Annotated in this window: 18 protein-coding genes and 2 pseudogenes; 13 read left to right on the top strand and 7 right to left on the bottom strand. The window is 67.8% G+C overall.

Annotation, left to right across the window (positions count from 1 at the left end; all coding sequences use genetic code 11):
- Positions 1–100 precede the first annotated feature (100 nt).
- Positions 101–685, top strand: a complete 585-nt coding sequence (locus A7D27_RS15210) for a GNAT family N-acetyltransferase (protein WP_069565367.1) — start codon at positions 101–103, stop codon at positions 683–685.
- Between the two features lie 338 nt (positions 686–1,023).
- Here A7D27_RS15210 and A7D27_RS15205 read toward each other — a convergent pair whose 3' ends face one another.
- Positions 1,024–2,022: a hypothetical protein gene (locus A7D27_RS15205; RefSeq protein ID WP_069565366.1), complete on the bottom strand. Its 999-nt coding sequence runs from the start codon at positions 2,020–2,022 to the stop codon at positions 1,024–1,026.
- Between the two features lie 177 nt (positions 2,023–2,199).
- On the opposite strand from A7D27_RS15205, the gene A7D27_RS15200 reads away from it, so the two are divergent.
- Positions 2,200–2,859 (top strand): hypothetical protein, encoded by a 660-nt coding sequence (locus A7D27_RS15200; protein ID WP_069561934.1) that lies wholly within the window; start codon positions 2,200–2,202, stop codon positions 2,857–2,859.
- A 274-nt stretch (positions 2,860–3,133) separates the two neighbouring features.
- A complete protein-coding gene (locus tag A7D27_RS15195) occupies positions 3,134–3,475 on the top strand; it encodes a ribonuclease E inhibitor RraB (RefSeq protein ID WP_069561933.1) in 342 nt (113 codons plus the stop codon).
- Positions 3,476–3,542: 67 nt separating this feature from the next.
- Here A7D27_RS15195 and A7D27_RS15190 read toward each other — a convergent pair whose 3' ends face one another.
- Positions 3,543–4,565, bottom strand: coding sequence for an AraC family transcriptional regulator (locus A7D27_RS15190; protein WP_069565365.1), 1,023 nt, complete (start codon positions 4,563–4,565; stop codon positions 3,543–3,545).
- A gap of 137 nt (positions 4,566–4,702) precedes the next feature.
- On the opposite strand from A7D27_RS15190, the gene A7D27_RS15185 reads away from it, so the two are divergent.
- The 9 genes from A7D27_RS15185 to A7D27_RS15145 all read left to right on the top strand — a co-directional run bounded on the left by A7D27_RS15185 (position 4,703) and on the right by A7D27_RS15145 (position 13,927).
- Positions 4,703–6,172: an NAD(P)/FAD-dependent oxidoreductase gene (locus A7D27_RS15185; protein ID WP_069565364.1), complete on the top strand. Its 1,470-nt coding sequence runs from the start codon at positions 4,703–4,705 to the stop codon at positions 6,170–6,172.
- Positions 6,156–7,103: an alpha/beta hydrolase gene (locus A7D27_RS15180; RefSeq protein WP_069565363.1), complete on the top strand. Its 948-nt coding sequence runs from the start codon at positions 6,156–6,158 to the stop codon at positions 7,101–7,103. The genes A7D27_RS15185 and A7D27_RS15180 overlap by 17 nt, the downstream gene beginning before the upstream one ends.
- 1 nt (position 7,104) lies before the next feature.
- Positions 7,105–7,866, top strand: a complete 762-nt coding sequence (locus A7D27_RS15175; RefSeq protein WP_069565362.1) for an SDR family oxidoreductase — start codon at positions 7,105–7,107, stop codon at positions 7,864–7,866.
- 71 nt (positions 7,867–7,937) lie between these two features.
- Entirely contained in the window at positions 7,938–8,813 is an 876-nt protein-coding gene (locus A7D27_RS15170) for a DMT family transporter (protein ID WP_069565361.1), read from the top strand.
- A gap of 58 nt (positions 8,814–8,871) precedes the next feature.
- A complete protein-coding gene (locus A7D27_RS15165; RefSeq protein ID WP_069565360.1) occupies positions 8,872–9,588 on the top strand; it encodes a type 1 glutamine amidotransferase in 717 nt (238 codons plus the stop codon).
- 318 nt (positions 9,589–9,906) lie between these two features.
- Positions 9,907–11,316, top strand: coding sequence for a circularly permuted type 2 ATP-grasp protein (locus tag A7D27_RS15160; protein ID WP_044400287.1), 1,410 nt, complete (start codon positions 9,907–9,909; stop codon positions 11,314–11,316).
- Positions 11,317–11,318: 2 nt separating this feature from the next.
- Positions 11,319–12,269, top strand: coding sequence for an alpha-E domain-containing protein (locus A7D27_RS15155; RefSeq protein WP_069565359.1), 951 nt, complete (start codon positions 11,319–11,321; stop codon positions 12,267–12,269).
- The gene (locus A7D27_RS15150) at positions 12,266–13,069 is read left to right on the top strand and encodes a transglutaminase family protein (RefSeq protein ID WP_069561925.1); all 804 of its coding nucleotides are present in this window, start codon (positions 12,266–12,268) and stop codon (positions 13,067–13,069) included. The genes A7D27_RS15155 and A7D27_RS15150 overlap by 4 nt, the downstream gene beginning before the upstream one ends.
- Positions 13,070–13,195: 126 nt before the next feature.
- Complete coding sequence (locus A7D27_RS15145) at positions 13,196–13,927, top strand: proteasome-type protease (RefSeq protein WP_044400296.1); 732 nt, start codon at positions 13,196–13,198, stop codon at positions 13,925–13,927.
- A gap of 20 nt (positions 13,928–13,947) precedes the next feature.
- Here the strand turns inward: A7D27_RS15145 and A7D27_RS15140 are convergent, their stop codons facing one another.
- From A7D27_RS15140 to A7D27_RS15125, 5 genes and pseudogenes are all read right to left on the bottom strand, one after another.
- Positions 13,948–14,814, bottom strand: a complete 867-nt coding sequence (locus A7D27_RS15140; protein ID WP_069561923.1) for a hypothetical protein — start codon at positions 14,812–14,814, stop codon at positions 13,948–13,950.
- A 192-nt stretch (positions 14,815–15,006) separates the two neighbouring features.
- Positions 15,007–15,435: a thiol-disulfide oxidoreductase DCC family protein gene (locus tag A7D27_RS15135; RefSeq protein ID WP_069561922.1), complete on the bottom strand. Its 429-nt coding sequence runs from the start codon at positions 15,433–15,435 to the stop codon at positions 15,007–15,009.
- Positions 15,436–15,512: 77 nt separating this feature from the next.
- Positions 15,513–15,953: pseudogene (locus A7D27_RS29150) on the bottom strand (methyl-accepting chemotaxis protein); the annotation flags it as partial.
- 114 nt (positions 15,954–16,067) lie between these two features.
- Positions 16,068–16,562 (bottom strand): annotated as a pseudogene (locus A7D27_RS29145) (PAS domain-containing protein); the annotation flags it as partial.
- A 391-nt stretch (positions 16,563–16,953) separates the two neighbouring features.
- The gene (locus tag A7D27_RS15125) at positions 16,954–18,576 is read right to left on the bottom strand and encodes a methyl-accepting chemotaxis protein (protein ID WP_069565357.1); all 1,623 of its coding nucleotides are present in this window, start codon (positions 18,574–18,576) and stop codon (positions 16,954–16,956) included.
- A 468-nt stretch (positions 18,577–19,044) separates the two neighbouring features.
- Here A7D27_RS15125 and A7D27_RS15120 point away from each other — a divergent pair, with 468 nt between their 5' ends.
- On the top strand, positions 19,045–19,650 hold the full coding sequence (locus tag A7D27_RS15120) for a TetR/AcrR family transcriptional regulator (protein ID WP_069565356.1): 606 nt from the start codon (positions 19,045–19,047) through the stop codon (positions 19,648–19,650).
- Positions 19,651–19,727: the final 77 nt, after the last annotated feature.

Genomic DNA, 19,727 nt, shown 5'->3' with positions numbered 1-19,727 from the left:
GCGCTCTGCTGTTCCGTCCATCCCAGTGCTTACTGTCCCTGTGCTCCCGACCCCTTTGCTGCGAGCATGCGTGCCCCGATCCAGTCTTGTGAGTAGGACCATGCAAGACCTGTCTGCCCAGTTCCCCGAGTTCCTGCTGCCTCGCTGCACGCTGCGACGGATTCATCCTCGTGACGTCGGGGCGATCTTCGCCGGGTTGTCCCACCCCCAGGTGATCGCCCACTACGGCGTGTCCTACGACAGCCTGGAGGCGACGGACGAGCAGATGCGCTGGTACGACTCGCTCCTTGAGGAGCGCCAGGGCATCTGGTGGGGCATCGCCTTGCCGGGGCGGGACGAATTGGTGGGCGCCTGCGGTTTCAATGACTGGTCCCACGCCGACCGCAGCCTCGACATCGGTTACTGGCTGATGCCGGAGCACTGGGGCCAGGGCCTGATGCAAGCCTGCCTGCCGACCATCCTCCGCTTCGCCCTCGTCACCCTCGGCGTGCACCGCATCCACGCCGACGTCGAGCCCGAGAACCCCGCCAGCGCCCGTTTGCTGGAGTGGCTCGGCTTCGTGCTCGAGGGGACCTTGCGGGACGTGGAGTGCAAGGACGGTCGTTTTCTCAGCCTGCACCAGTACAGCCTGCTCGCCACCGACCCTGCGGGGCGTGTACTGCTGGATTCATCGCGCGGCCACTGACACTCAGCGGGGCATGACGCCTCCACAAGGCTGGCCAGTCCTGCGCCCAGCAGCAGCCATGGGCGAAGCTGGGGATCTCCATTACCTGCGACAGCTTCCCGGTGGGGCTGCTCGCCCGCAAGCGTTGTGCCGGTTCGGCGGGGCCGATCAGGTGGACCTGGTGTAGCGCCCGCAGTTCGGTGCGGTGTGCCGCGCCGGGGTTTCCGAGGCGGTGGGACACAGTCGCCGCGCATAGCGACGGCACCCGTCACGCTATGCCAACCGGCTCACGCTTGGCAGCAGGCCGGTATCCGTACCAGTGGGAGAGTGCTCCCGGCTGGAACCGGGAGCGGAGGGGGTCAGAGCGGTTGGATGGTGCCGAGGCGGTCGTTGATGATGTAGGTGCGGTTGGCGCTGTCGACCACGGTGATCTCGGCGCCAGCCACGCCATCGCGATCCGCCACCGCGTAGATGGCGTAGGTGCCCGATACCGGATAGTCCTTGGCCTGCCCGGTGCGCTGATGCACCACGCGCACCTTGCCTGGCAGCACCAGGATGACTTCCTGGCCAGGCTGCCCATCGGTGTCGGCGAATGCGCCGTGGACGCTCCAGTTGGAGCCGGTACCGCCGGCATAGGTGCTCAGCACGGCACCTTGCACACCGCCACTGACGACCAGCAGGTTGCTGGAGGAACGCGCCACCAGCTCGTTGCCGACCACGCCATTCAGGTCTGCCGCGCCGATCACGCTGGTCATCCCGTCGGTGGGGAACTCGCGACCGCTCTGCAGGTTGTAGTCGTACAAGCGCAGGCTGTTGCCGGCGGTGTAAGCGAGGGTGGCGTACGGCATGCCCGCCAGGGTGTAGGCGCCCTGGTACTGCCAGGTGCCGCTGATGCCATCGGTGACAGCGCGTTGGGTGCGGTGGGTGTCGGAGATGAGCACCAGAGCATTGCCGGTGCGGACGATCACCTCCTGGCCCGGCGTCCCGTCCAGTTGCGCGGTGCCGGCCACGTCGAACAGCACGTTGCCCAGGGTGTAGCGGTTCTGGGTGTTGTTCGGGTGGTTGATGATCACCACGTCCGGGCCGGCCTTGACGATCAGTTCGGCTCCGGGCTGGTTATCGGTGTTGGCTGCTGCCGCAAGGTTCCAGGTGACGTTGCCGAAGCTGTAGCTGCGCTCCAGGGCGCCACTGGCATTGCGCACTTCCAGCACACCGGTGCCCCGGTACACATTCTCCAGGGTGCCGTCGCCATTGAGGTCCCAGCGGCCAAGCAGTTCTGCTGCACAGGCGTGGCCAATCAGTGCCTGGCTGCCCACCAGCCCGAGTCCCGCCAGCAGTCGTTTTGCATGTGTATTCATCGTTCGTTCCTTGTCCTTGATGATTCGGTCAGCTTCTGCTGACCGGCCACCAGCGAAGCACAGGCCGATGCTCTGCGAAATGCTGGCCCTCCGATTTCGCCAACTGGGACGCAGTCGAAAGTGTCGCAGGGCTCAAGACCGCACACTCCAGGCCCGGACCCGCTCATAAGGACATGCATGAAACCGCTCTTCGCCCTCGCTCTTTTGCTGGCGTGCGCCGCCGCCCAGGCCAGCCCCCAACCCTTGCCCGTCGACAGCCAGTGGAACGGCCAGACCCACGCCCAGCGCGCCGCTGCCTGGTGGCAGTGGGCGGTGGCTCAGCCTGCACACCTGGACCCGCTGCGCGATACCACCGGTGCCCATTGTGCCCAGGGCCAGCAGGGGGACCCGTTCTTTCTCGCCGGTGGCTACGGCTCCAGCCATATCCAGCGCACCTGCGACGTGCCGGCCGGCAAGCACCTGTTCTTCCCGGTGATCAACATGGTCTTCTGGCGCGCGCGCCCGGATATGCCGCTGAGCTGCGAGCAGGTACGCCAGGGCGCGGCGTTGAACAACGACACGGCACTGGAGCTGTTCGTCGAGCTGGACGGCCAGCCGCTGGATAACCCAGCCCAGTACCGCGTGGCCACCCAGGACTGCTTCGACCTCTACGCGCGCTTGCCGGCCGACGCACCGAAGCGTTTCGGTTACCCGGCAGCCACCGATGGCTATTGGATTCTCCTGCCGCCTTTGCCAGCAGGTAGCCACAGCCTCAAGTTCGGCGGGCGCTACAACCGTTCTGGTGCTGCCTATGGCAAGACGGTCCAGGACATCGAGTACCGCCTGGAGGTACGCTGAGCCGCCCAAGCGGGAAGCGGTCGGGATGCCGCCCGTCGTCCGACCGGTGGCTTCCATCCATACTCCCCGGCAGAGCTGCGCGCTGGGCGCTACCCTGAACACCGATGCAGTCGATCGTTGTGTACAAGCCAAGCCGTGGCCGGTCCCTCGTGGCCCGGCCACACCCGGAGCCCGCGTCCGTGGGCACGGGTGGGGCGGTGCCGCCAGGCGCCGCAGGTCGAGTCCCTCGACCCCAGCGTCACACTCATCCATCGCCAGAGAGGAGGTCTTGAACATGAGCACCACCTTCCACGATGACGTCAGCAGCAATGTCTTGCGCCGTATGAAAGAGGGCGGTTTCGATTTCGCCCGCGTTCACCCCATCGAGTTCTACGCCATCTTCCCCGATGAGGACCGGGCCCGGATGGCCGCACGCAACTTCCGTGGTGAATCGCTCAACGCCCAGGTCTCCCCACGGGATGACGGGGCCTGGCACCTGCAGGTGAGCAAGGTGATGTACGCCACCCACGCCGGCATCGGCGACTTCGAGCATGACCTGGAGGAACTGGTGGTTCCCCTGGGAGGAGTCCTCGACGGCTGGGGTGTCACCCAGGAGGTCCCGGCGCAGCCGCGCTGAGTCCTGTTTCCTTGCCCATGCCGGCCAACCTTCGGGTTGGCCGGTTTCGTTTTGGGGAGGCGGTGGGTCAGCGTTCGTCCCGACGGAACTGCCCCGGCGAAACCCCCTTCCAGCGCTTGAAGGCGTGGATGAAGTTGGACACCTCGCCATAGCCCAGGCGCTCGGCGATCTCCTCCAGGCGCAGGGCGGTGGAGCGCAGCAGTTCCTCGGCCAGGGTGCCCAGCACCTCGTCCTGCAACTGGCGGAAGCTGGTGCCCTCGGCGTCCAGGCGGCGCCTGAGGGTGCGCGAAGTCATGTGCAACTGGGCGGCCAGGCTTTCCATGTCCACCCGCTGGCCCGGTCGGCCCAGCAGCAGGTCGCGGATGCGGCTGGCGAAACCGTCGCGTTGGCGGCGGCGGTCCAGCAGGGCACGGCACTGGGCCTCGCAGTAGGCGGCCGCCTGGGGGTTGGCGCCGGGCAGGGGCAGGTCCAGCAGGGCGCGGTCGAAGGTGATGCAGTTGTGCGCCACGCCGAAGGTCGGCTCCACGCCCAGCAACGCACGCCAGGGTGTGATGTCAGCCGGAGCGGGGAGGGCGAAGCAGGCCCGGCGCACCGGCAGGCCGCCGCCGGCCAGGTCACGGTGCACGCTGAGCGCGCCGGATACGTCGCGTTCCAGCACGAAGCCGCGCAGGTCCTCCGGAAGTGACGAGGGAGTCAGGTGCAACTGCGCTTCGTCACCCACCTCGTCGAGGCGCAAGCCGTGGAAGGCGTAGGTCAGGTCCTGGTAGCGCAAGCCCAGCTCCACCGCGCGGCGATAGGTGCTGCTGCTGAGCAGCGCATAGCCCCAGATGCCATAGGTGTTCAGGCGGTAGCGCCGGCCGGCTTCCAGGCCGATGCCCGGACGATCCCCCAGCCCCCGGGCGATGTTGCGCAACAGGCTCAGCTCCTGGGCCGCGTTCACCTCCGAGCCGGGGTCACCCAGCAGTCGCCAGTCGAGCCCGGTGCCGGTCAGGCAGTGCTCCAGGCTCAGGCCGTGGTCGAGGCCGAACTGGATCATCAGCTGCACGCTGGTGGCGCTGCGGCGTTGGGAGGTGGGAGCGGGGCAGGTCATGGTGGGATCGACAGATTGTCCGGAATTCACAATCAGGTGTCCGACTATGCCATAACCCGAACCCGGTGGCGGAACTAGGATGCATGCAGCCTCGCGGACAGGACCTGCCGCGCGGTTCCAGCCAACGGGAGATAACAATGACCAACACTTCCCCGAGTGGCGCGCCCCTGCGCGTGCTCATCATTGGCGCCGGTTTCGGTGGTATCGGCCTGGCGATCCAGCTGTTGAAGGCGGGCATCCGTGATTTCCAGATCCTGGAAAAAGGCGATGACGTTGGCGGCACCTGGCGCGACAACAGCTACCCCGGCGCCGCCTGCGACGTGCCTTCACACCTCTACTCCTACTCCTTCGAGCCCAAGGCCGACTGGTCGCGCAAGTTCGCGCCCCAGGCCGAAATCTTCGCCTACCAGCGCCACTGCGCCGACAAGTACGGCCTGCGGCCCTATATCCGCTTCGGCTGCGAAGTGGCCGAGGCGACCTTCGACGAAGGCGACGGCACCTGGCAGGTGCGCAGTACCGCCGGCGAGCACTTCCGTGCCCGCGCCCTGGTGAGTGCCTGCGGCCAGCTCAACCGCCCGGCCTGGCCCAAGGTGCCGGGGCTGGAGCGCTTCCGAGGCGTGCTGTTCCACTCCGCCCGCTGGGACCACGGCTACCCCCTGGAAGGCAAGCGGGTGGGGGTGATCGGCACCGGTGCCAGTGCCATCCAGTTCGTCCCGCAGATCGCCCCCAAGGTCGCCCGCCTGAGCCTGTTCCAGCGCTCGGCGGCCTACGTGATCCACAAGCCCGACCGTGCCTACCGGCCCTGGGAGCTGGCGCTGATGCGTCGCCTGCCGGCGCTGCAGAAGGTCGACCGGCTGCTCAAGTACGTGCAGCACGAGTCACGGGTACTGGCCTTTTCGGTGTTCCCACCGCTGATGAAGCTGATGCGGGCGCGCTTCCACCGGCACCTCGCACGCGGCATCGCCGACCCCGTGCTGCGCCAGCGCCTGGTGCCGGACTATCCCCTGGGCTGCAAGCGCATCCTCATCTCCAACGACTTCTACCCAGCGCTGAATCGCGACAACGTCGAGGTGGTGGACTGTGGCATCAGTGAAGTCACCGAGGATGCCGTGATCACCCGTGACGGCCGGCGCATCGAGGTGGACGCCATCATCCTCGGCACCGGCTTCACCGCCACCGACTTCCTTGCCCCGATGACCCTGCGCGGGCGTGGCGGGCGCGACCTCAACGAAGCCTGGCGCGACGGCGCCGAAGCCTTTCTCGGCATCAGCGTCAGCGGCTTCCCCAACCTGTTCATGCTCTACGGGCCGAACACCAACCTCGGGCACAACTCCATTCTCTACATGCTGGAAAGCCAGTTCCGCTATGTGCTCGACGGCATCCGCGCCCTCGATGGCCTGCGCTACCTGGACCTCAAGCCCGACGTGCAGCACCGCTTCAACCAGCGGCTGCAGCAGGCCGTGCGCCACACCGTGTGGGAGCAGGGTTGCCAGAGCTGGTACAAGACCGCCGACGGGCGCAACACCAACAACTGGCCCGGTTTCACCTTTACTTACCGCCGGCAGACCCGCCGCCTGGAGCTGGAGCACTATGATTGCGTCCGTTGAGTTCACCGCCCCCGAGCCCGGTCAGGCAGCCCTGCGCGGCGTCCTGCGGGGTGCCCTGGCGCTGCTGTTCCGCGGGCTGATGCGACCGCCGCTGCCGGTCCCGCTGCAGCGCGCCATTCTGCGCGGGCTCACCGCCAGCACCCTGGCGCCCCGGGGCGTCACCCGCGAGGCGGCGCAGCTCGCCGGCCGACCCTGCGAATGGCACCGCCCACCGGGCGGTGGTGGTGATGCCGTGCTGCTGTACCTGCACGGTGGCGCCTTCATCACCGGCTCGCCCGCCACCCACCGTGCCATCGCCGGCAACCTGGCCAAGCGCGCCGGAATCGACGTCTGCGCGCTGGATTACCGCCTGGCACCGGAATACCCGTTCCCCGCCGGCCGGGACGACGCCGTGGCGGCCTACCAGGCCCTGTTGGAGAGTGGCCATGCCGCCTCGCGCATCCTCATCGGCGGCGACTCCGCGGGCGGCAACCTCGCCCTGGTCACCGCCCTGCGCCTGCGCCAGCTCGGCCTGCCGGCGCCGGCCGCGCTGGTGTGCTACTCGCCGGTCACCGACCTCAGCGGCAGCGCCCTGCATCAGCCACCGGCCGGCGACCCGCTGATCCACCCGAAGTGGATGGAGCTGGCCGCCGACCTCTATTGCCCGCCGGGCATGGACCGCCGTGACCCCGCCCTGTCGCCGCTGTTCGATGACCTCGGGCACCTGCCGCCGCTGCTGGTGCAGGTGGCCGAGGATGAACTGCTGCGCGACGACAGCCTGCGACTGGTGGCCAGGCTCCGCCAGGCCGGCGGCTGGGTTCGCCTGGAGCGCTACCCCGGTCTCTGGCATGTGTTCCAGGCCCACGCCGGCCTGCTGCGCAGCGCCGATGAAGCCCTGGCCAGCACCGCCGCGTTCGTCCGCCACTGGCTCGACCACCCGCAGGAGGGCTGAGATGACCACCCTCCTCATCACCGGCGCCGCCTCCGGCATCGGCGCCGCCACCGCCCGGCTGTTCCACGAGCGCGGCTGGCAGGTGGGCCTGCTGGACCGCGACGCCGAGGCCCTCGCCACCCAGGCCGCTGCCCTCGGCAACGTCTGGCACCGCTCGCTGGATGTGACCGACCTGGACGCCGTGCAGCAGGCCCTGGCCGACTTCTGCGGGCAGCACGGCGGGCAGCTACGCCTGCTGTTCAACTGTGCCGGCATCCTGCGCTTCGGCTACTTCGAGCAGATCGACGTCGCCGAGCATGCGCGCATCCTCGCCATCAACGTGCAGGGCATGGTGCAGATGACCCACGCCGCCTTTCCCTACCTCAAGGCCACGCCGGGCGCGCAGGTCATCAACATGGGCTCGGCGTCGGGGGTCTACGGCACACCGCACATGGCCAGCTACTCCGCCTCCAAGTTCGCCGTGCGCGGCTTCACCGAGGCGCTGGAGCTGGAGTGGCGGCGCCATGGCATCCGCGTCGGCGACCTGATGCCGCCGTTCGTGCGCACGCCCATGGTCAGCCGGCAGACCTTCGAGCCGCCGGCCCTGCGTCGCCTCGGCGTCAACCTCCAGGCCGAGGACGTGGCCGAAGCCTGCTGGCAACAGGCCCAGGGCGCGGCCGTGCATCGCCCCATCAGCGTCGCCTTCCGTTTGCTGTACCTGGCCGGGCAGCTCTCGCCGGCCTGGGTCAACCGCTGGGTCATGAAGGTGTTGAGCCGGGAGTGACGAATGGCCCGGCCGTGCCAGCTGGGGTAGGCTGGCCGGCCGCGCTCCGCGCCCGCAAGGATGCTGCCACGATGCCTTGGTTCGCCTACCTCTGCCTGTCCTGCTCCATGCTCCTGGTGGGGAGCAACATCGCCATCGGCAAGCTGGTGCTGGCCGAAGTCCCGGTGTTTCTGTTCGCCGGTCTGCGCTTTCTCATCGCCACCCTCGTGTTGCTGCCGGGCATGGGGCTGCACCGGGTGCGCCAGGGGCTGGACCGGCGCGCGGCGCGTGGGCTGTTCCTCCAGGCGTTCTTCGGCTGTTTCCTGTTCAGCCTCCTGATGCTCTACGGCGTGCAACACACCAGCGCCACCAGCGCCGGGATCATCACCAGCGCCACGCCCTGCGTCGTTGCGCTGCTGGGCTGGGTGTGGCTGCGCGAACCCATTGGCAGGCGGGTGGCGCTGGCCATCGCCCTGGCCGCAGGCGGCATTGCCGTACTGAACCTGCCGGACGGCCGACAGCAGGGGCTGGGGTCCCTCTTGGGCAACCTGCTGGTGCTGGGGGCCGTGTTCGCCGAGGCGATCTTCGCCATCTATTCCCGTCGGCTGTCGCTTTCCCTGCACCCCTGGGCCATGGCCTTCGGAGTCAACCTCGCCGGTCTCGTGCTGTTCCTGCCCCTCGCCGTGCCCGAGGCACTGACCCTGGACCTTCCGGCCGTATCCGCCGCCACCTGGGCGTGGCTGGTGTTCTACGCACTCAGCGCCAGCGTGCTGTCCTTCCTGCTCTGGTATCGCGGTGTGCGCGAGGTGGCAGCAGGCGTCGCCGGCCTCTTCACCGGGTTGATGCCGATCGGGGCGGCCATGGTCGGTATCAGTCTGCTGGGCGAAGGGTTGGAGACTGGTCGCCTGTTGGGCATGGGGCTGGTGCTGGTCGCCATCGCCCTGGGTGCCGGGCCGAGGAGGGTCTGACCAGCCCCTCGACCGCGCCGGGGGCTTTGCCTCAGACTCCGCCGACGGAGGCAACCCCATGACCGACATCCTGATTTTCACCCACGCTGATTTCTGTTCCCCCGGCCACCTGGCCACCGTGCTGGAGCGTGAAGGCATCGCCTACAGCGTCCTGCGTGCCGACCATGGCGAACTGGAAGGCATCGACCTCGACCGGCCCCGGGCCGTTGCGGTGATGGGCGGCCCGATGAGCGTCAACGACCCGCTGCCCTGGATCGACACCGAGCTAGCCGCCCTGCGCCATTTCATCGCCCGCGACATCCCCATCATTGGCCACTGCCTGGGCGGCCAGTTGCTGGCCCGTGCCCTGGGGGCCGCCGTGCACCGCATGCCCTACACCGAGATCGGCTGGCAGCCGCTGGAGCAGCGCGCCGATGCCCAGGGCAGCCCCTGGACGGCGCACCTGCCGGCGGAGTTCCCGGTCTACCAGTGGCACAGCGATACCTTCGACCTGCCCGAGGGCGCGCGCTGGCTGTTCGACAGCCCCTGGTGCCCCAACCAGGGCTTCTCCTGGGGCGACAAGATCCTCGCCCTGCAGGGCCACCCGGAAATGACCGAGGAGCTGGTGCGCCTCTGGCTCACCGACTGGGCTCACCTGCTGGACGAGACCCAGCCCAGCCAGCAACCCCGCCAGGTGATGCTGGATGACCTGCCCCGGCGCGTCGCCGAGCTCAACCAGGTGGCCGAAGGCTTCTACCGCCACTGGCTCGGCCTGGCCTTCCCCGAGCGTGCCTGACTCCCACGGGGCGGCTCGCCGCCCCGATCCCTGCGACAGGGTGGCGCAGCCACCTTCTGTCCTCTCCCCGGGCAGCCCGGTGGGCGTGACCTAGACTCCTTCCTGCCGCGCAAAATGACGGAACGCAGCGGCGATCCCCACCGTCCTAGCTTCAAGCCGCCGCCAAACGGGGCGCGGCGTCCCGATCCGCTCCCAGGGTTGCACTGCTGTGGTGCAGGGAATTTTCAGCCTGGTTGCAACTGCTTGATCGGGAAGGATTTTCGTCGCTGGCACGGCGCTTGCGACGGCTCGGTGGTCGGTAGCGACAAGGAGTCCGGCATGGCCCGCACCTTTTATGACGAGATGTACGACGCGAGCGGCAATTGCCGTCCGCACTACCGGGAGTTCGCCCGCTGGTTGGCCGAAACCCCCGAAGAACTGCTTGCCCAGCGGCGGCGCGAAGCCGACCTGCTGTTCCACCGGGCCGGTATCACCTTCACCCTCTACGGGGACGAGCAGGGCACTGAGCGCCTGATTCCCTTCGACACCATCCCCCGCGCCATCCCCATGAGCGAATGGCGCGTGGTCGAGCGGGGCTGCATCCAGCGCGTCAAGGCGCTGAACCTGTTCCTCGCCGACCTCTACCACGAGCAGCGCATCATCAAGGCCGGGATCATCCCCGCCGAGCAGGTGCTGGCCAACGAGGGCTACCAGATCGCCATGCAGGGCCTGGACCTGCACCGCGACATCTACGCCCACATCGCCGGGGTCGACCTGGTGCGCGACGGCGACGGCACCTACTACGTGCTGGAAGACAACCTGCGCACCCCCAGCGGCGTCAGCTACATGCTCGAAGACCGCAAGATGATGATGCGGCTGTTCCCCGAGCTGTTCGCCGCCCAGCGCGTCGCCCCCATCGACCACTACCCGAACCTGCTGCTGGAAACGCTCAAGAGCTCCAGCCCGCTGGACAACCCCAGCGTGGTGGTGCTGACCCCCGGCCGCTTCAACAGCGCCTACTTCGAGCACGCCTTCCTGGCGCGCGAGATGGGCGTCGAGCTGGTGGAGGGCGCCGACCTGTTCGTGCGTGACGACCGCGTGTTCATGCGCACCACTTCCGGCCCGCAGCCGGTGGACGTGATCTACCGTCGCCTGGACGACGCCTTCCTCGATCCCCTGGCCTTCAACCCCGAGTCCATGCTCGGCGTGCCCGGCCTGCTGGCGGCGTACCGCTCCGGCAACGTGGTGCTGGCCAACGCCATCGGCACCGGCGTCGCCGACGACAAGTCGGTGTACCCCTATGTCGGCGACATGATCCGCTTCTACCTCGACGAGGAACCCATCCTGCGCAACGTGCCCACCTGGCAATGCCGCAAACCGGAGGAGCTGTCCCACGTCCTCGCCCACCTGCCCGAGCTGGTGGTCAAGGAGACCCAGGGCTCCGGCGGCTACGGCATGCTCGTCGGGCCGGCCGCCACAGCGGCCGAGATCGAGGCCTTCCGCGAGCGCCTCAAGGCCCGTCCCGACGCCTACATCGCCCAGCCGACCCTGTGCCTGTCCACCTGCCCGACCTTCGTCGAGAAGGGCATCGCCCCGCGCCACATCGACCTGCGCCCCTTCGTGCTCTCCGGCCGTGAGACCCGGCTGGTGCCCGGCGGGCTGACCCGGGTGGCGCTGCGCGAGGGCTCCCTGGTGGTCAACTCGTCACAGGGTGGTGGTACCAAGGACACCTGGATCGTGGAGGACTGACCGTGCTGAGCCGTACCGCCTCCGACCTGTACTGGATGTCGCGCTACCTGGAGCGCGCCGAGAACCTCGCCCGCATGCTGGACGTCAGCTACTCGCTGTCGCTGATGCCCCAGGATGGCCGCGGCGACGGGCTGGAAGAACTGGCCATGCCGCTGCTGATCACCGGCACGCTGGATGCCTACCTGACCCGCCACGGGCAACTGCACGCCGAGCGCATGCTGCACTTCTTCGCCCTCGATGCCGACAACCCGGCCAGCATCTACGGCTGCCTGCGTGCCGCGCGGACCAACGCCCACGCCGTGCGCGGGCGCATCACCGCCGACATGTGGGAGAACATCAACGCCACCTGGCTGGAGATGCGCGGTATCGCCGCCGAAGGCCTCGGCCGTTACGGCATCAAGCGTTTCTGCGACTGGGTGAAGGAGCGTTCCCACCTGTTCCGGGGGGCCACCTTCGGCACCATCATGCGTCACGACGCCTACCGCTTCATTCGCCTGGGCACCTTCATCGAACGGGCCGACAACACCCTGCGCCTGCTCGATGCCCGCTACGAAATGCTCGGCGAGGACGCCGAGCAGGTCAGCGATACCTCCGCCCGGGGCTACTACCAGTGGAGTGCCCTGCTGCGGGCGCTGTCCTCCTTCGAGGCCTACAACGAGGTCTACCGGGGCTCCCCGGGCGCTCGCCAGGTCTCCGAACTGCTGCTGCTGCGCCCCGATGTGCCGCGCTCGCTGCGGGCCTGCATGGAGGAGCTGAACCTGATCCTCTCCGGGCTGCCCGGCGAGAACGGCCGCCCTGCCCAGCGCCTGGCCGCCGAGCTGGACGCCCGCCTGCGCTACACGAGCATCGACGAAATCCTCGGTGAGGGCCTGCACGGCTGGCTCACCGACTTCATCCTGCTGGTTCGCCAGCTGGCCAGAGCCATCCACAGTTCCTACCTGGAGGCCGTATGAAACTGTCCATCCGCCACGAAACCACCTATCGCTACGACGACCAGGTTCGCGCGAGCATCCAGTACCTGCGCCTGACCCCCCACGACAGCGAGCGACAGCACGTGCTGAGCTGGGAGCTGGACCTGCCACGCCCGGTGCGCGCGCAACTGGACCCATACGGCAACATCCTCCACGTGCTGACCCTGGACGAGCCCCATGAGGCCATCGTCATCGCCGCCCGTGGCCAGGTGGAGATCGACGAGAGCCGCGAAGCCGAGCACGATCCCCAGTCCGCGCTGCCGTTCCTGCGCAGCACCCGGCTGACCGCAGCGGACGAGGCCCTGCGTGCCTTCGCCCACCAGCGCTGCCCGGCCAACGCCGGGCGCGACGGGCTCATCACCCTGATGGAGGCCCTGCACGAACACATGCCCTACAAGGCCGGCGTCACCGCCGTCGACAGCACCGCAGCCGAAGCCTTCGCCGGGCGTGCCGGTGTCTGCCAGGACCACACCCACGCCTTCCTCGCCTGCGCCCGCACCCTCGGCGTACCGGCCCGCTTCGTCTCCGGTTACCTGTACCGCGATGGCGACAGCCAACTGGTCAGCCATGCCTGGGCGGAGGCCTGGCTGGAGGGGGCCTGGTACAGCTTCGACGTCACCAACCGGCTGTCCCGCCCCGAACGCCACCTGAAGCTGGCAGTGGGGCTGGACTACCTCGACGCTTGCCCCGTGCGCGGGATGCGCCGGGGTGGCGGGGAGCAGATGCACGCGCGGGTCGATCTCGATGCGCCGGCGCTGCTGATGGTCCAGGAGCAGCAGTAACGCGGTCCCCCGACGCTCCGCCGCACCCCGGCTTCTGACTGCCCGCCTGCCATCCGGCAGGCCACCCGCCGGGAATGCCGCCTGCACGCGGGCAGGGCGGGGCGCCTACAACAACAGGAGCCTGACATGACCTACTGCGTCGCCATGCACCTCGCCGATGGCCTGGTGTTCGTCTCCGATTCCCGCACCAACGCGGGCATCGACCACATCGCCACCTTCCGCAAGCTGTTCACCTTCGGCGTGCCGGGCGAGCGGCTGATCGTGCTGCAGAGCGCGGGCAACCTGGCCACCTCGCAGTCGGTGGTCAACCTGCTCAAGCAGCGCCTGGGCAGCACCCTGGTGAACCTCGACAGCGTGCCGACCCTGTACGACGCCACCGCCCTGGTGGCCGAGACCATCCGCGAAGTGGTGGCCCGGGACGGCGCACCGCTGGCGGGCAACACCGACCTGACCTGCTCCTTCCTCGTCGGCGGGCAGATCGCCGGCCAGCCACCGGCGCTGTACAGCATCTACCCCCAGGGCAACTTCATTCAGGCCACCGAAGACACCCCCTTCCTGCAACTGGGCGAGAGCAAGTACGGCAAGCCCATCCTCGACCGCAACCTCACCTACCGCACCGGCCTGGAAGAGGCCCTGCGCTGCGCCCTGGTGTCGTTCGACTCCACCATCCGCAGCAACCTCTCCGTCGGCATGCCGCTGGACCTCCTGGTCTATCACACCGACAGCCTCATCCACCCGGTGGGCTACCGCGTCACCGAAGACGACGAGTACTACCAGGGCATCCGCCGTGACTGGGCCGCCGGCCTGCACGAACTGCTCAGCCAACTGCCGCCGCCGCCGGCGGACTACAACGTCTGAGGCCTGGCCGAGCCAGTTGATTACGCTTCCGGCTCGAAGCGCATGCCCAGTGCCTCCCAGGCCTTCCAGTCCGGCGTGAAACCGTTCTGCCAAGCCACCGTGAATGGCATCAGCAGCGTTCTTTCCTCGCCGCAGTAATAACCGGCTTCGATCACGCCATTGCGTTGCACTGCCAGCGGGTAGGCGTTCCCGGTTGGCCGGTCGGGAAGGCGCCAGTGGGCTGCCACACTGGCGCACGCCTGCTTGAAGCGAGCATGGGCAAGGCGTTGCACCACTCCTGGCAACTGGTGGTAGTCGCAGCTCTGCTTGTGTTCCTCGCTGCGTTGGACAAAGGCCTTGTAACCGACCTGGTTGCGATTGCCCGCCAGTGCCTCCAGGTCCTCACGGGAGAGCACGTGGAAGCGGGTTTCTCCCAGGTCCAGCTTTCCGCCACTTTCCTGGGGCGCTCCATCGAGCTCGGCCAGGATGTAGAGGTTGGCCTGGAAGGCCTTGCGCGAAAGGTTCCTGCCCGTCAGCCAGTTCCAGCATTGGGTCTTCTTCAGACTCCAGCGCCGGGTGGCGGTGTTCTTGCTCTTGATCTCCACGGTCAGGCCCCAGGTCAGCTGCAGGTCGGTGACGTCGCCTGCATGCTGGAACTCGAACGAGCGGCGCAAGCTGCGGATCAGATTGCCCTGGTAGGGGTCGTCCTGGGTGAAGCGCCGGACCTGTGGGCCTGCGATGTGCTCGGCATGGTCGATGAGGTGCTGGCAGACCAGGTACTCGACAAGCAGGCCCCGCAGCATCGGGTCCTGGGCGTCGGAGAAGGCCCATTGCCAGAATTGCGTAGCGCTGCGCTGGGTGTCGTGGGCGGCGAAGCTGAAGAGGTTTTCGGGGTAGATACGGCTCATTGCAGGTCCTTTGCGGGGGAAAGGAGCTGATGATGGAGCGTGCACAAGGACAAGAGAAGTGGCGTTCTCCGTATGAGGGGGAGGGGGGCAGGGCGCGGGCTGATGTCCCTGAGCCTGCTGCTGGGCGTGATGCCCAGTTGGCTGCTGTGGAAGGTACCGGTGCTGCACCGTTCGCTGCGCCGCGAGCCGGCGTCAGGGCTTGTCGCGGGGGCTCGGGGGCAACTCGCACTGGCCGGCGCAGCGCCTGCTGCCATCCGGGTGGGGCAGCCAGGCCAGGTGCGGACGAAGGCGGCGGAACAGGCTGTAGCCCAGGCGGAACAGCGGCCGCAGGGGGCGCCAGGCCAGCGGTGCGGCCCAGCGGTGCAGGCCGGCGGCACGCCAGCTCCAGAGCGTGGCGTCAACGCCGGTGTACCACTGCCCTGAGGCGCTGCGGGCGTGCAGGCGATCCCCCAGTTCCTGGCGGCTGCGGCCGGCACCCTGTTCGTCGAAATCGACGGCGCTGATGTCTTCCAGGCGCAACCGGGCCGGGTCGGCGTGGCGCGCCAGCCACTGGGCCTCGCGGGCGCAGAGCGGGCAGGCGAGGTCGACGTAGAGGGTCAGCGGCAGGTCTGGCGTATTCATGGCATGGCTCGTGGGGGGATGGAGGCGACTCTGCACCGGCGCACGGGCCACGGCAAGCGCGACCCAGCGCGGCAGGCTCAGTCTGTGAAGGTCACCGAGAACTGCGCAACGGCGTCCACCACCCGGTGGGACTCGCTGCGGATTTCGCGGATCACTTCGCCGGCCTGGTTGGCAAGCTCGACCCCTTCCCGGGCGCGGTCCTGGGTGGTGCTCATGCTGCTCACGGCGCTGCGGGCGAGGTTCTGGTTCTGCTGCACCACGCCGTTGATCTGGAGGGTCGCCTGGCTGGTGCGGGAGGCGAGCTGACGCACCTCGTCGGCCACCACGGCGAAGCCACGGCTCTGCTCACCGGCGCGGGCGGCTTCGATGGCGGCGTTGAGGGCCAGCAGGTTGGTCTGGTCGGCGATGCCGCGAATGACCTGGACGATGCTGGTGATCTGCTCGGACTGCTTGTTCAGCCCCTCGATCTGGTCGGCGACCGTCCCCAGGTTGGTGGCGATCTCGGTGACCACGTCGACGGTGCGGGCCACGGTCTGGGTGCTCTGGGCGGCGGTGACGTCGGTCTCCATGGCGATGTCGTGGGCCAGTTGGGCGGCGGCGGCCTCGGCGTCGCGGCGCCCCACCTGGGCGGTGATGTCGCTGGCGAACTTGACCACGCCATAGAGGCGCCCGTTGGCGTCGTACAGGGGGTTGTAGGTGGCGCGCAGCCAGACCACGCGGCCGTCACGGGTGACACGGCGGTAACGGTCGGAGAGGAATTCGCCCTGGTTGAGCCGGGCCCAGAACTGTCGGTACTCATCGCTGCGGCTGTCTTCGGCGACGCAGGACAGGCGGTGGTGCTTGCCGAGGATGTCCTCCAGCCGGTAGCCCATGAGTTCCAGAAAGTTCCGGTTGGCGGAGATCACCTCGCCGGCGAGGTTGAGGCGCATGAAGCGCTTGCTGAAGCGTTCGCCTTGACGCAGCCGTTGCCAGAACTGCTGGTAGGCAGCGCTCTCGGCCAATTGCCGGGGGCAGAACAGTCGATGGTGCTGGCCCACCACCTCTTCGAGGCGATAGCCCACCACGTTCAGGAAGGCAGGGCTGGCATCCAGGATGATGCCGTCGGGGGTGAATTCGATCGTGGCCATCGAACGGCGGATCGAGGCCAGCTCAAGCGCGTCGATGGTTTGCTGCGGAGCGGATTCCTTCTTGCGATTGAGCCACATGCTGTCATCTCCCTGGCGTAGTGCACGCCGAGAAAAACTAGACGAAGTCAGGTCACTTGGCCCCAGCGAAAGCGTCCTGCTGGCCGTCAATGGCTCGTGTTGGTCATCACTGAACGCCGCCATTCGAGCCACCCGGAGAAAGCGGGAACGAGTAGACGGACATGTTGCGCGAGGAAATTGGCTGGTTGCCGAGGTTGTACAAGGTTAATTCTTGTATAGCTTTTTGGTGGGGGGTTTCTGGCGCCATTTATTTGTTCTGGCGAGTTTCCGACCAGTGGCAGTCAGGGGGGCGCATGACGCCCCCCTTCGGCCTTCAAAGCTGGAAGCGTTGCACCACGCCGTTGAGGTCGATGGCCAGGCGCGACAGCTCCTGGCTGGCGGCGCTGGTCTGGTCGGCGCCGGCGGAGGTCTGCAGCGAGAGGTCGCGGATGTTCACCAGGTTGCGGTCCACTTCACGGGCCACGTGGGCCTGCTCCTCGGAGGCGCTGGCGATCACCAGGTTGCGCTCGTTGATGGAGGAGATGGCGTGGGCGATCTCGTCGAGGGCGGCACCGGCGGCGCGGGCCACGTCCAGGGTGAAGTCGACCCGCTCGCGGCTGGATTGCATCGAGGTGACCGCCTGGCTGGTGCCCTGCTGGATGGTGTTGATCATCTGCTCGATTTCCTGGGTCGACTGCTGGGTGCGGTGGGCCAGGGCCCGCACCTCGTCAGCTACCACGGCGAAGCCGCGACCCTGCTCGCCAGCGCGTGCTGCCTCGATGGCGGCGTTGAGCGCCAGCAGGTTGGTCTGCTCGGCGATGGAGCGGATCACGGCGAGCACCTGGCTGATGTCGCGGACGTTGTCGGCCAGTTCTTCCACCTTGCTGGAGGTGTTGGCCACGTCCCCGGCGAGCTGGGCGATGGAGTTGACCGCCTGGCCCACCTGCTCACGGCCGCTGCGGGCGGTGTGGTCGGCCTGCTTGGAGGCTTCCGAGGTGCTGACGGCGTTGCGCGCCACTTCTTCCACGGCGGTGGTCATCTCGTTGACGGCGGTGGCGGCCTGCTCGATCTCGGTGTTCTGCTGGTGCAGGCCGCGGGTGGAGTCCTCGGTCACCGCGTGCAGCTCTTCCGAGGCCGAGGCGAGCTGGCTGGAGGAATCGGCAATGTGCTGGATGGTGCTGCGCAGGCTGGTCTGCATGTCCTGCAGGGAGCGCAGCAGGTGGGCCGGCTCGTCCTGGCCCTGGGCGTCGATGCGGTGGGTCAGGTTGCCGGAGGCGACCGCGCGCGCCACGTCCACGGCCTGGGCCAGCGGGAGGATGATGCTGCGGGTGAAGATCACTGCCAGCAGGACGGTCAGCACCACGGCGATGGTGATCACGGTGATCACCAGGGTCACCGCGTTGGAGAAAGTGGCGTCGCTTTTGACGGAGGCACGCTTGGCCCCTTCGCTGTTGACGCGGGCCATCTCAGCAAGGGCATTGGCCAGCTCTTCGGCGTAGTCGCCGAGCTTTTGTTCCACGGTATGGCGTGCCTCGTCGCTGCTGCCGGCCTGGGTCAGGGAAACGGTCAGGCGCGACTGCTCCATGTAGCGGTCCCGCGCGACCTTGTAGGCGTCGTACAGGCGGCGTTCCTCGGCGGAGGAAATCATCGGCTCGTAGCGGCGCTCGGCATCCGCCTGGGCACTCTCGGCCTTTCTCAGACCGGCCAGGGTGGAGTCGCGGAAGTCGCCCTGGACGACGGCGTAGCGCAAGGTCATGGCGCGGATGCGGGAGCTGGCGGCACTCAAGTCGTTGACCGCCATGATCGAAGGCAGCCAGTTGGCGTCGACCTCGGCGCTCATGTCATCCATCTGGCTCATCTGGTACAGCGCGATCAGCCCCAGCAGCACCAGCAACAGCCCCAGCGTCGAGAAGGCGAGTGCCGAGCGAAGGCCTATTCGTATTTGTCTAATCCACATGGTGTTTCCCCAGGTCATGCAAAGGTGGTGGTGTGTCGAGCGACACGTTCTGGCCCCCTTCGGCCTGCCCTGCGGGTGGAACGGATTTCAATGAATCGGCGGCTCCTTCTGCACAGGGTGCCTGTGCTGCCGTCTGTGCGGCGGGGTAGCGGTGCCCGAGCGTCTGACCACTCTTCACAGAGCGCTTAGGGGTGTTGGTCTTGTGCGTAAAGCATATGAATTCGACTTAATTTGTGCGACATATCTCACATTGTTTTACTCGAATTTCCCGAGATTACTTCGCCTTTCCTTGATCCAAGGCAGTGTTTGGGCGTGGTCTCGCCAGCATGGTGCCTGGCCCTGCGGGTTGGGGCGCCAGGCCCGTGCGGCAGAAAAGGCCGTGGGCAGGTCCGGGCCTGCTGTTTGAAATCCGCTCCGCCCTGGACGACTCTTCACCCGCTGACCAGAGAAGACCGAATGACCCCACCGATGAATGACCCCCCCGGCACACCCCAAAAGCGTGTTCGCACCGGCGGGCGCAGCGCCCGCGTGCTGGAGCAGGTCGTGGCCGCCGCGCGGGACGAACTGCGCGAGCACGGCGCCATCGCCTTCTCCATTCCCCGAGTAGCCAAGCGTGCAGGCGTACACGTGGCCTCGGTGTACCGGCGCTGGCCGGACGTGAACGAGCTGATCGCCTTCACGGCCAACCGCTACGTGGACCAACTGATCCCGATACCGGACAGCGGCTCGCTGATGGGCGACGTGACTTTGCTGCTGCAGGGCACCCGCGCTTTTCTCTGCGACCCCCTGGGCGCCACCCTGGTAGGCCAGGCCTTCAGCCTGAGTGGCGAGGGCGCCAACCGCGCGCTGATCCGTCTGTACTGGAGCAAGCGCGCCGCCGCCCACCGGGCCGTCTTCGAACGAGCCGTGGCGCGCGGTGAACTGCGTGAAGGGGTCGAGCCGGAGCAGGCGGTGGAGATGCTGGTGGGGCCGCTCTACATCCGCCACTTTCTCAGCCAGGGCGCCATCAGCGACGACTACCTGCGGACCCTGGCCGAACGGGTGCTCGCGCCCTTGCTGGTGCCGCGCGGCTGAGTCGCCACTCACTGGCGAGGGCGGATGGGCTGGCTGAGGGGGAGGCCCAGCGGCAGGCTCATCGAGCCGTGCGATGT

Source organism: Pseudomonas sp. 1D4 (assembly GCF_001728925.1).
Taxonomy (GTDB): Bacteria; Pseudomonadota; Gammaproteobacteria; order Pseudomonadales; family Pseudomonadaceae; genus Metapseudomonas; species Metapseudomonas otitidis.
Note: the sequence above shows the minus strand (reverse complement) of the source record. Positions and strands in the feature narration are given on the sequence as shown.

What these genes read in the sequence shown, in the direction of transcription:
- A7D27_RS15180 (WP_069565363.1), top strand. Translation starts at nt 6,156, where the DNA reads ATGATTGCGTCCGTTGAGTTCACCGCCCCCGAGCCCGGTCAGGCAGCC.
- A7D27_RS15205 (WP_069565366.1), bottom strand. Translation starts at nt 2,022, where the DNA reads ATGAATACACATGCAAAACGACTGCTGGCGGGACTCGGGCTGGTGGGC.
- A7D27_RS15140 (WP_069561923.1), bottom strand. Translation starts at nt 14,814, where the DNA reads ATGAGCCGTATCTACCCCGAAAACCTCTTCAGCTTCGCCGCCCACGAC.
- A7D27_RS15200 (WP_069561934.1), top strand. Translation starts at nt 2,200, where the DNA reads ATGAAACCGCTCTTCGCCCTCGCTCTTTTGCTGGCGTGCGCCGCCGCC.
- A7D27_RS15160 (WP_044400287.1), top strand. Translation starts at nt 9,907, where the DNA reads ATGGCCCGCACCTTTTATGACGAGATGTACGACGCGAGCGGCAATTGC.
- A7D27_RS15125 (WP_069565357.1), bottom strand. Translation starts at nt 18,576, where the DNA reads ATGTGGATTAGACAAATACGAATAGGCCTTCGCTCGGCACTCGCCTTC.
- A7D27_RS15195 (WP_069561933.1), top strand. Translation starts at nt 3,134, where the DNA reads ATGAGCACCACCTTCCACGATGACGTCAGCAGCAATGTCTTGCGCCGT.
- A7D27_RS15150 (WP_069561925.1), top strand. Translation starts at nt 12,266, where the DNA reads ATGAAACTGTCCATCCGCCACGAAACCACCTATCGCTACGACGACCAG.
- A7D27_RS15190 (WP_069565365.1), bottom strand. Translation starts at nt 4,565, where the DNA reads ATGACCTGCCCCGCTCCCACCTCCCAACGCCGCAGCGCCACCAGCGTG.
- A7D27_RS15145 (WP_044400296.1), top strand. Translation starts at nt 13,196, where the DNA reads ATGACCTACTGCGTCGCCATGCACCTCGCCGATGGCCTGGTGTTCGTC.
- A7D27_RS15135 (WP_069561922.1), bottom strand. Translation starts at nt 15,435, where the DNA reads ATGAATACGCCAGACCTGCCGCTGACCCTCTACGTCGACCTCGCCTGC.
- A7D27_RS15165 (WP_069565360.1), top strand. Translation starts at nt 8,872, where the DNA reads ATGACCGACATCCTGATTTTCACCCACGCTGATTTCTGTTCCCCCGGC.
- A7D27_RS15175 (WP_069565362.1), top strand. Translation starts at nt 7,105, where the DNA reads ATGACCACCCTCCTCATCACCGGCGCCGCCTCCGGCATCGGCGCCGCC.
- A7D27_RS15170 (WP_069565361.1), top strand. Translation starts at nt 7,938, where the DNA reads ATGCCTTGGTTCGCCTACCTCTGCCTGTCCTGCTCCATGCTCCTGGTG.
- A7D27_RS15185 (WP_069565364.1), top strand. Translation starts at nt 4,703, where the DNA reads ATGACCAACACTTCCCCGAGTGGCGCGCCCCTGCGCGTGCTCATCATT.
- A7D27_RS15120 (WP_069565356.1), top strand. Translation starts at nt 19,045, where the DNA reads ATGAATGACCCCCCCGGCACACCCCAAAAGCGTGTTCGCACCGGCGGG.
- A7D27_RS15210 (WP_069565367.1), top strand. Translation starts at nt 101, where the DNA reads ATGCAAGACCTGTCTGCCCAGTTCCCCGAGTTCCTGCTGCCTCGCTGC.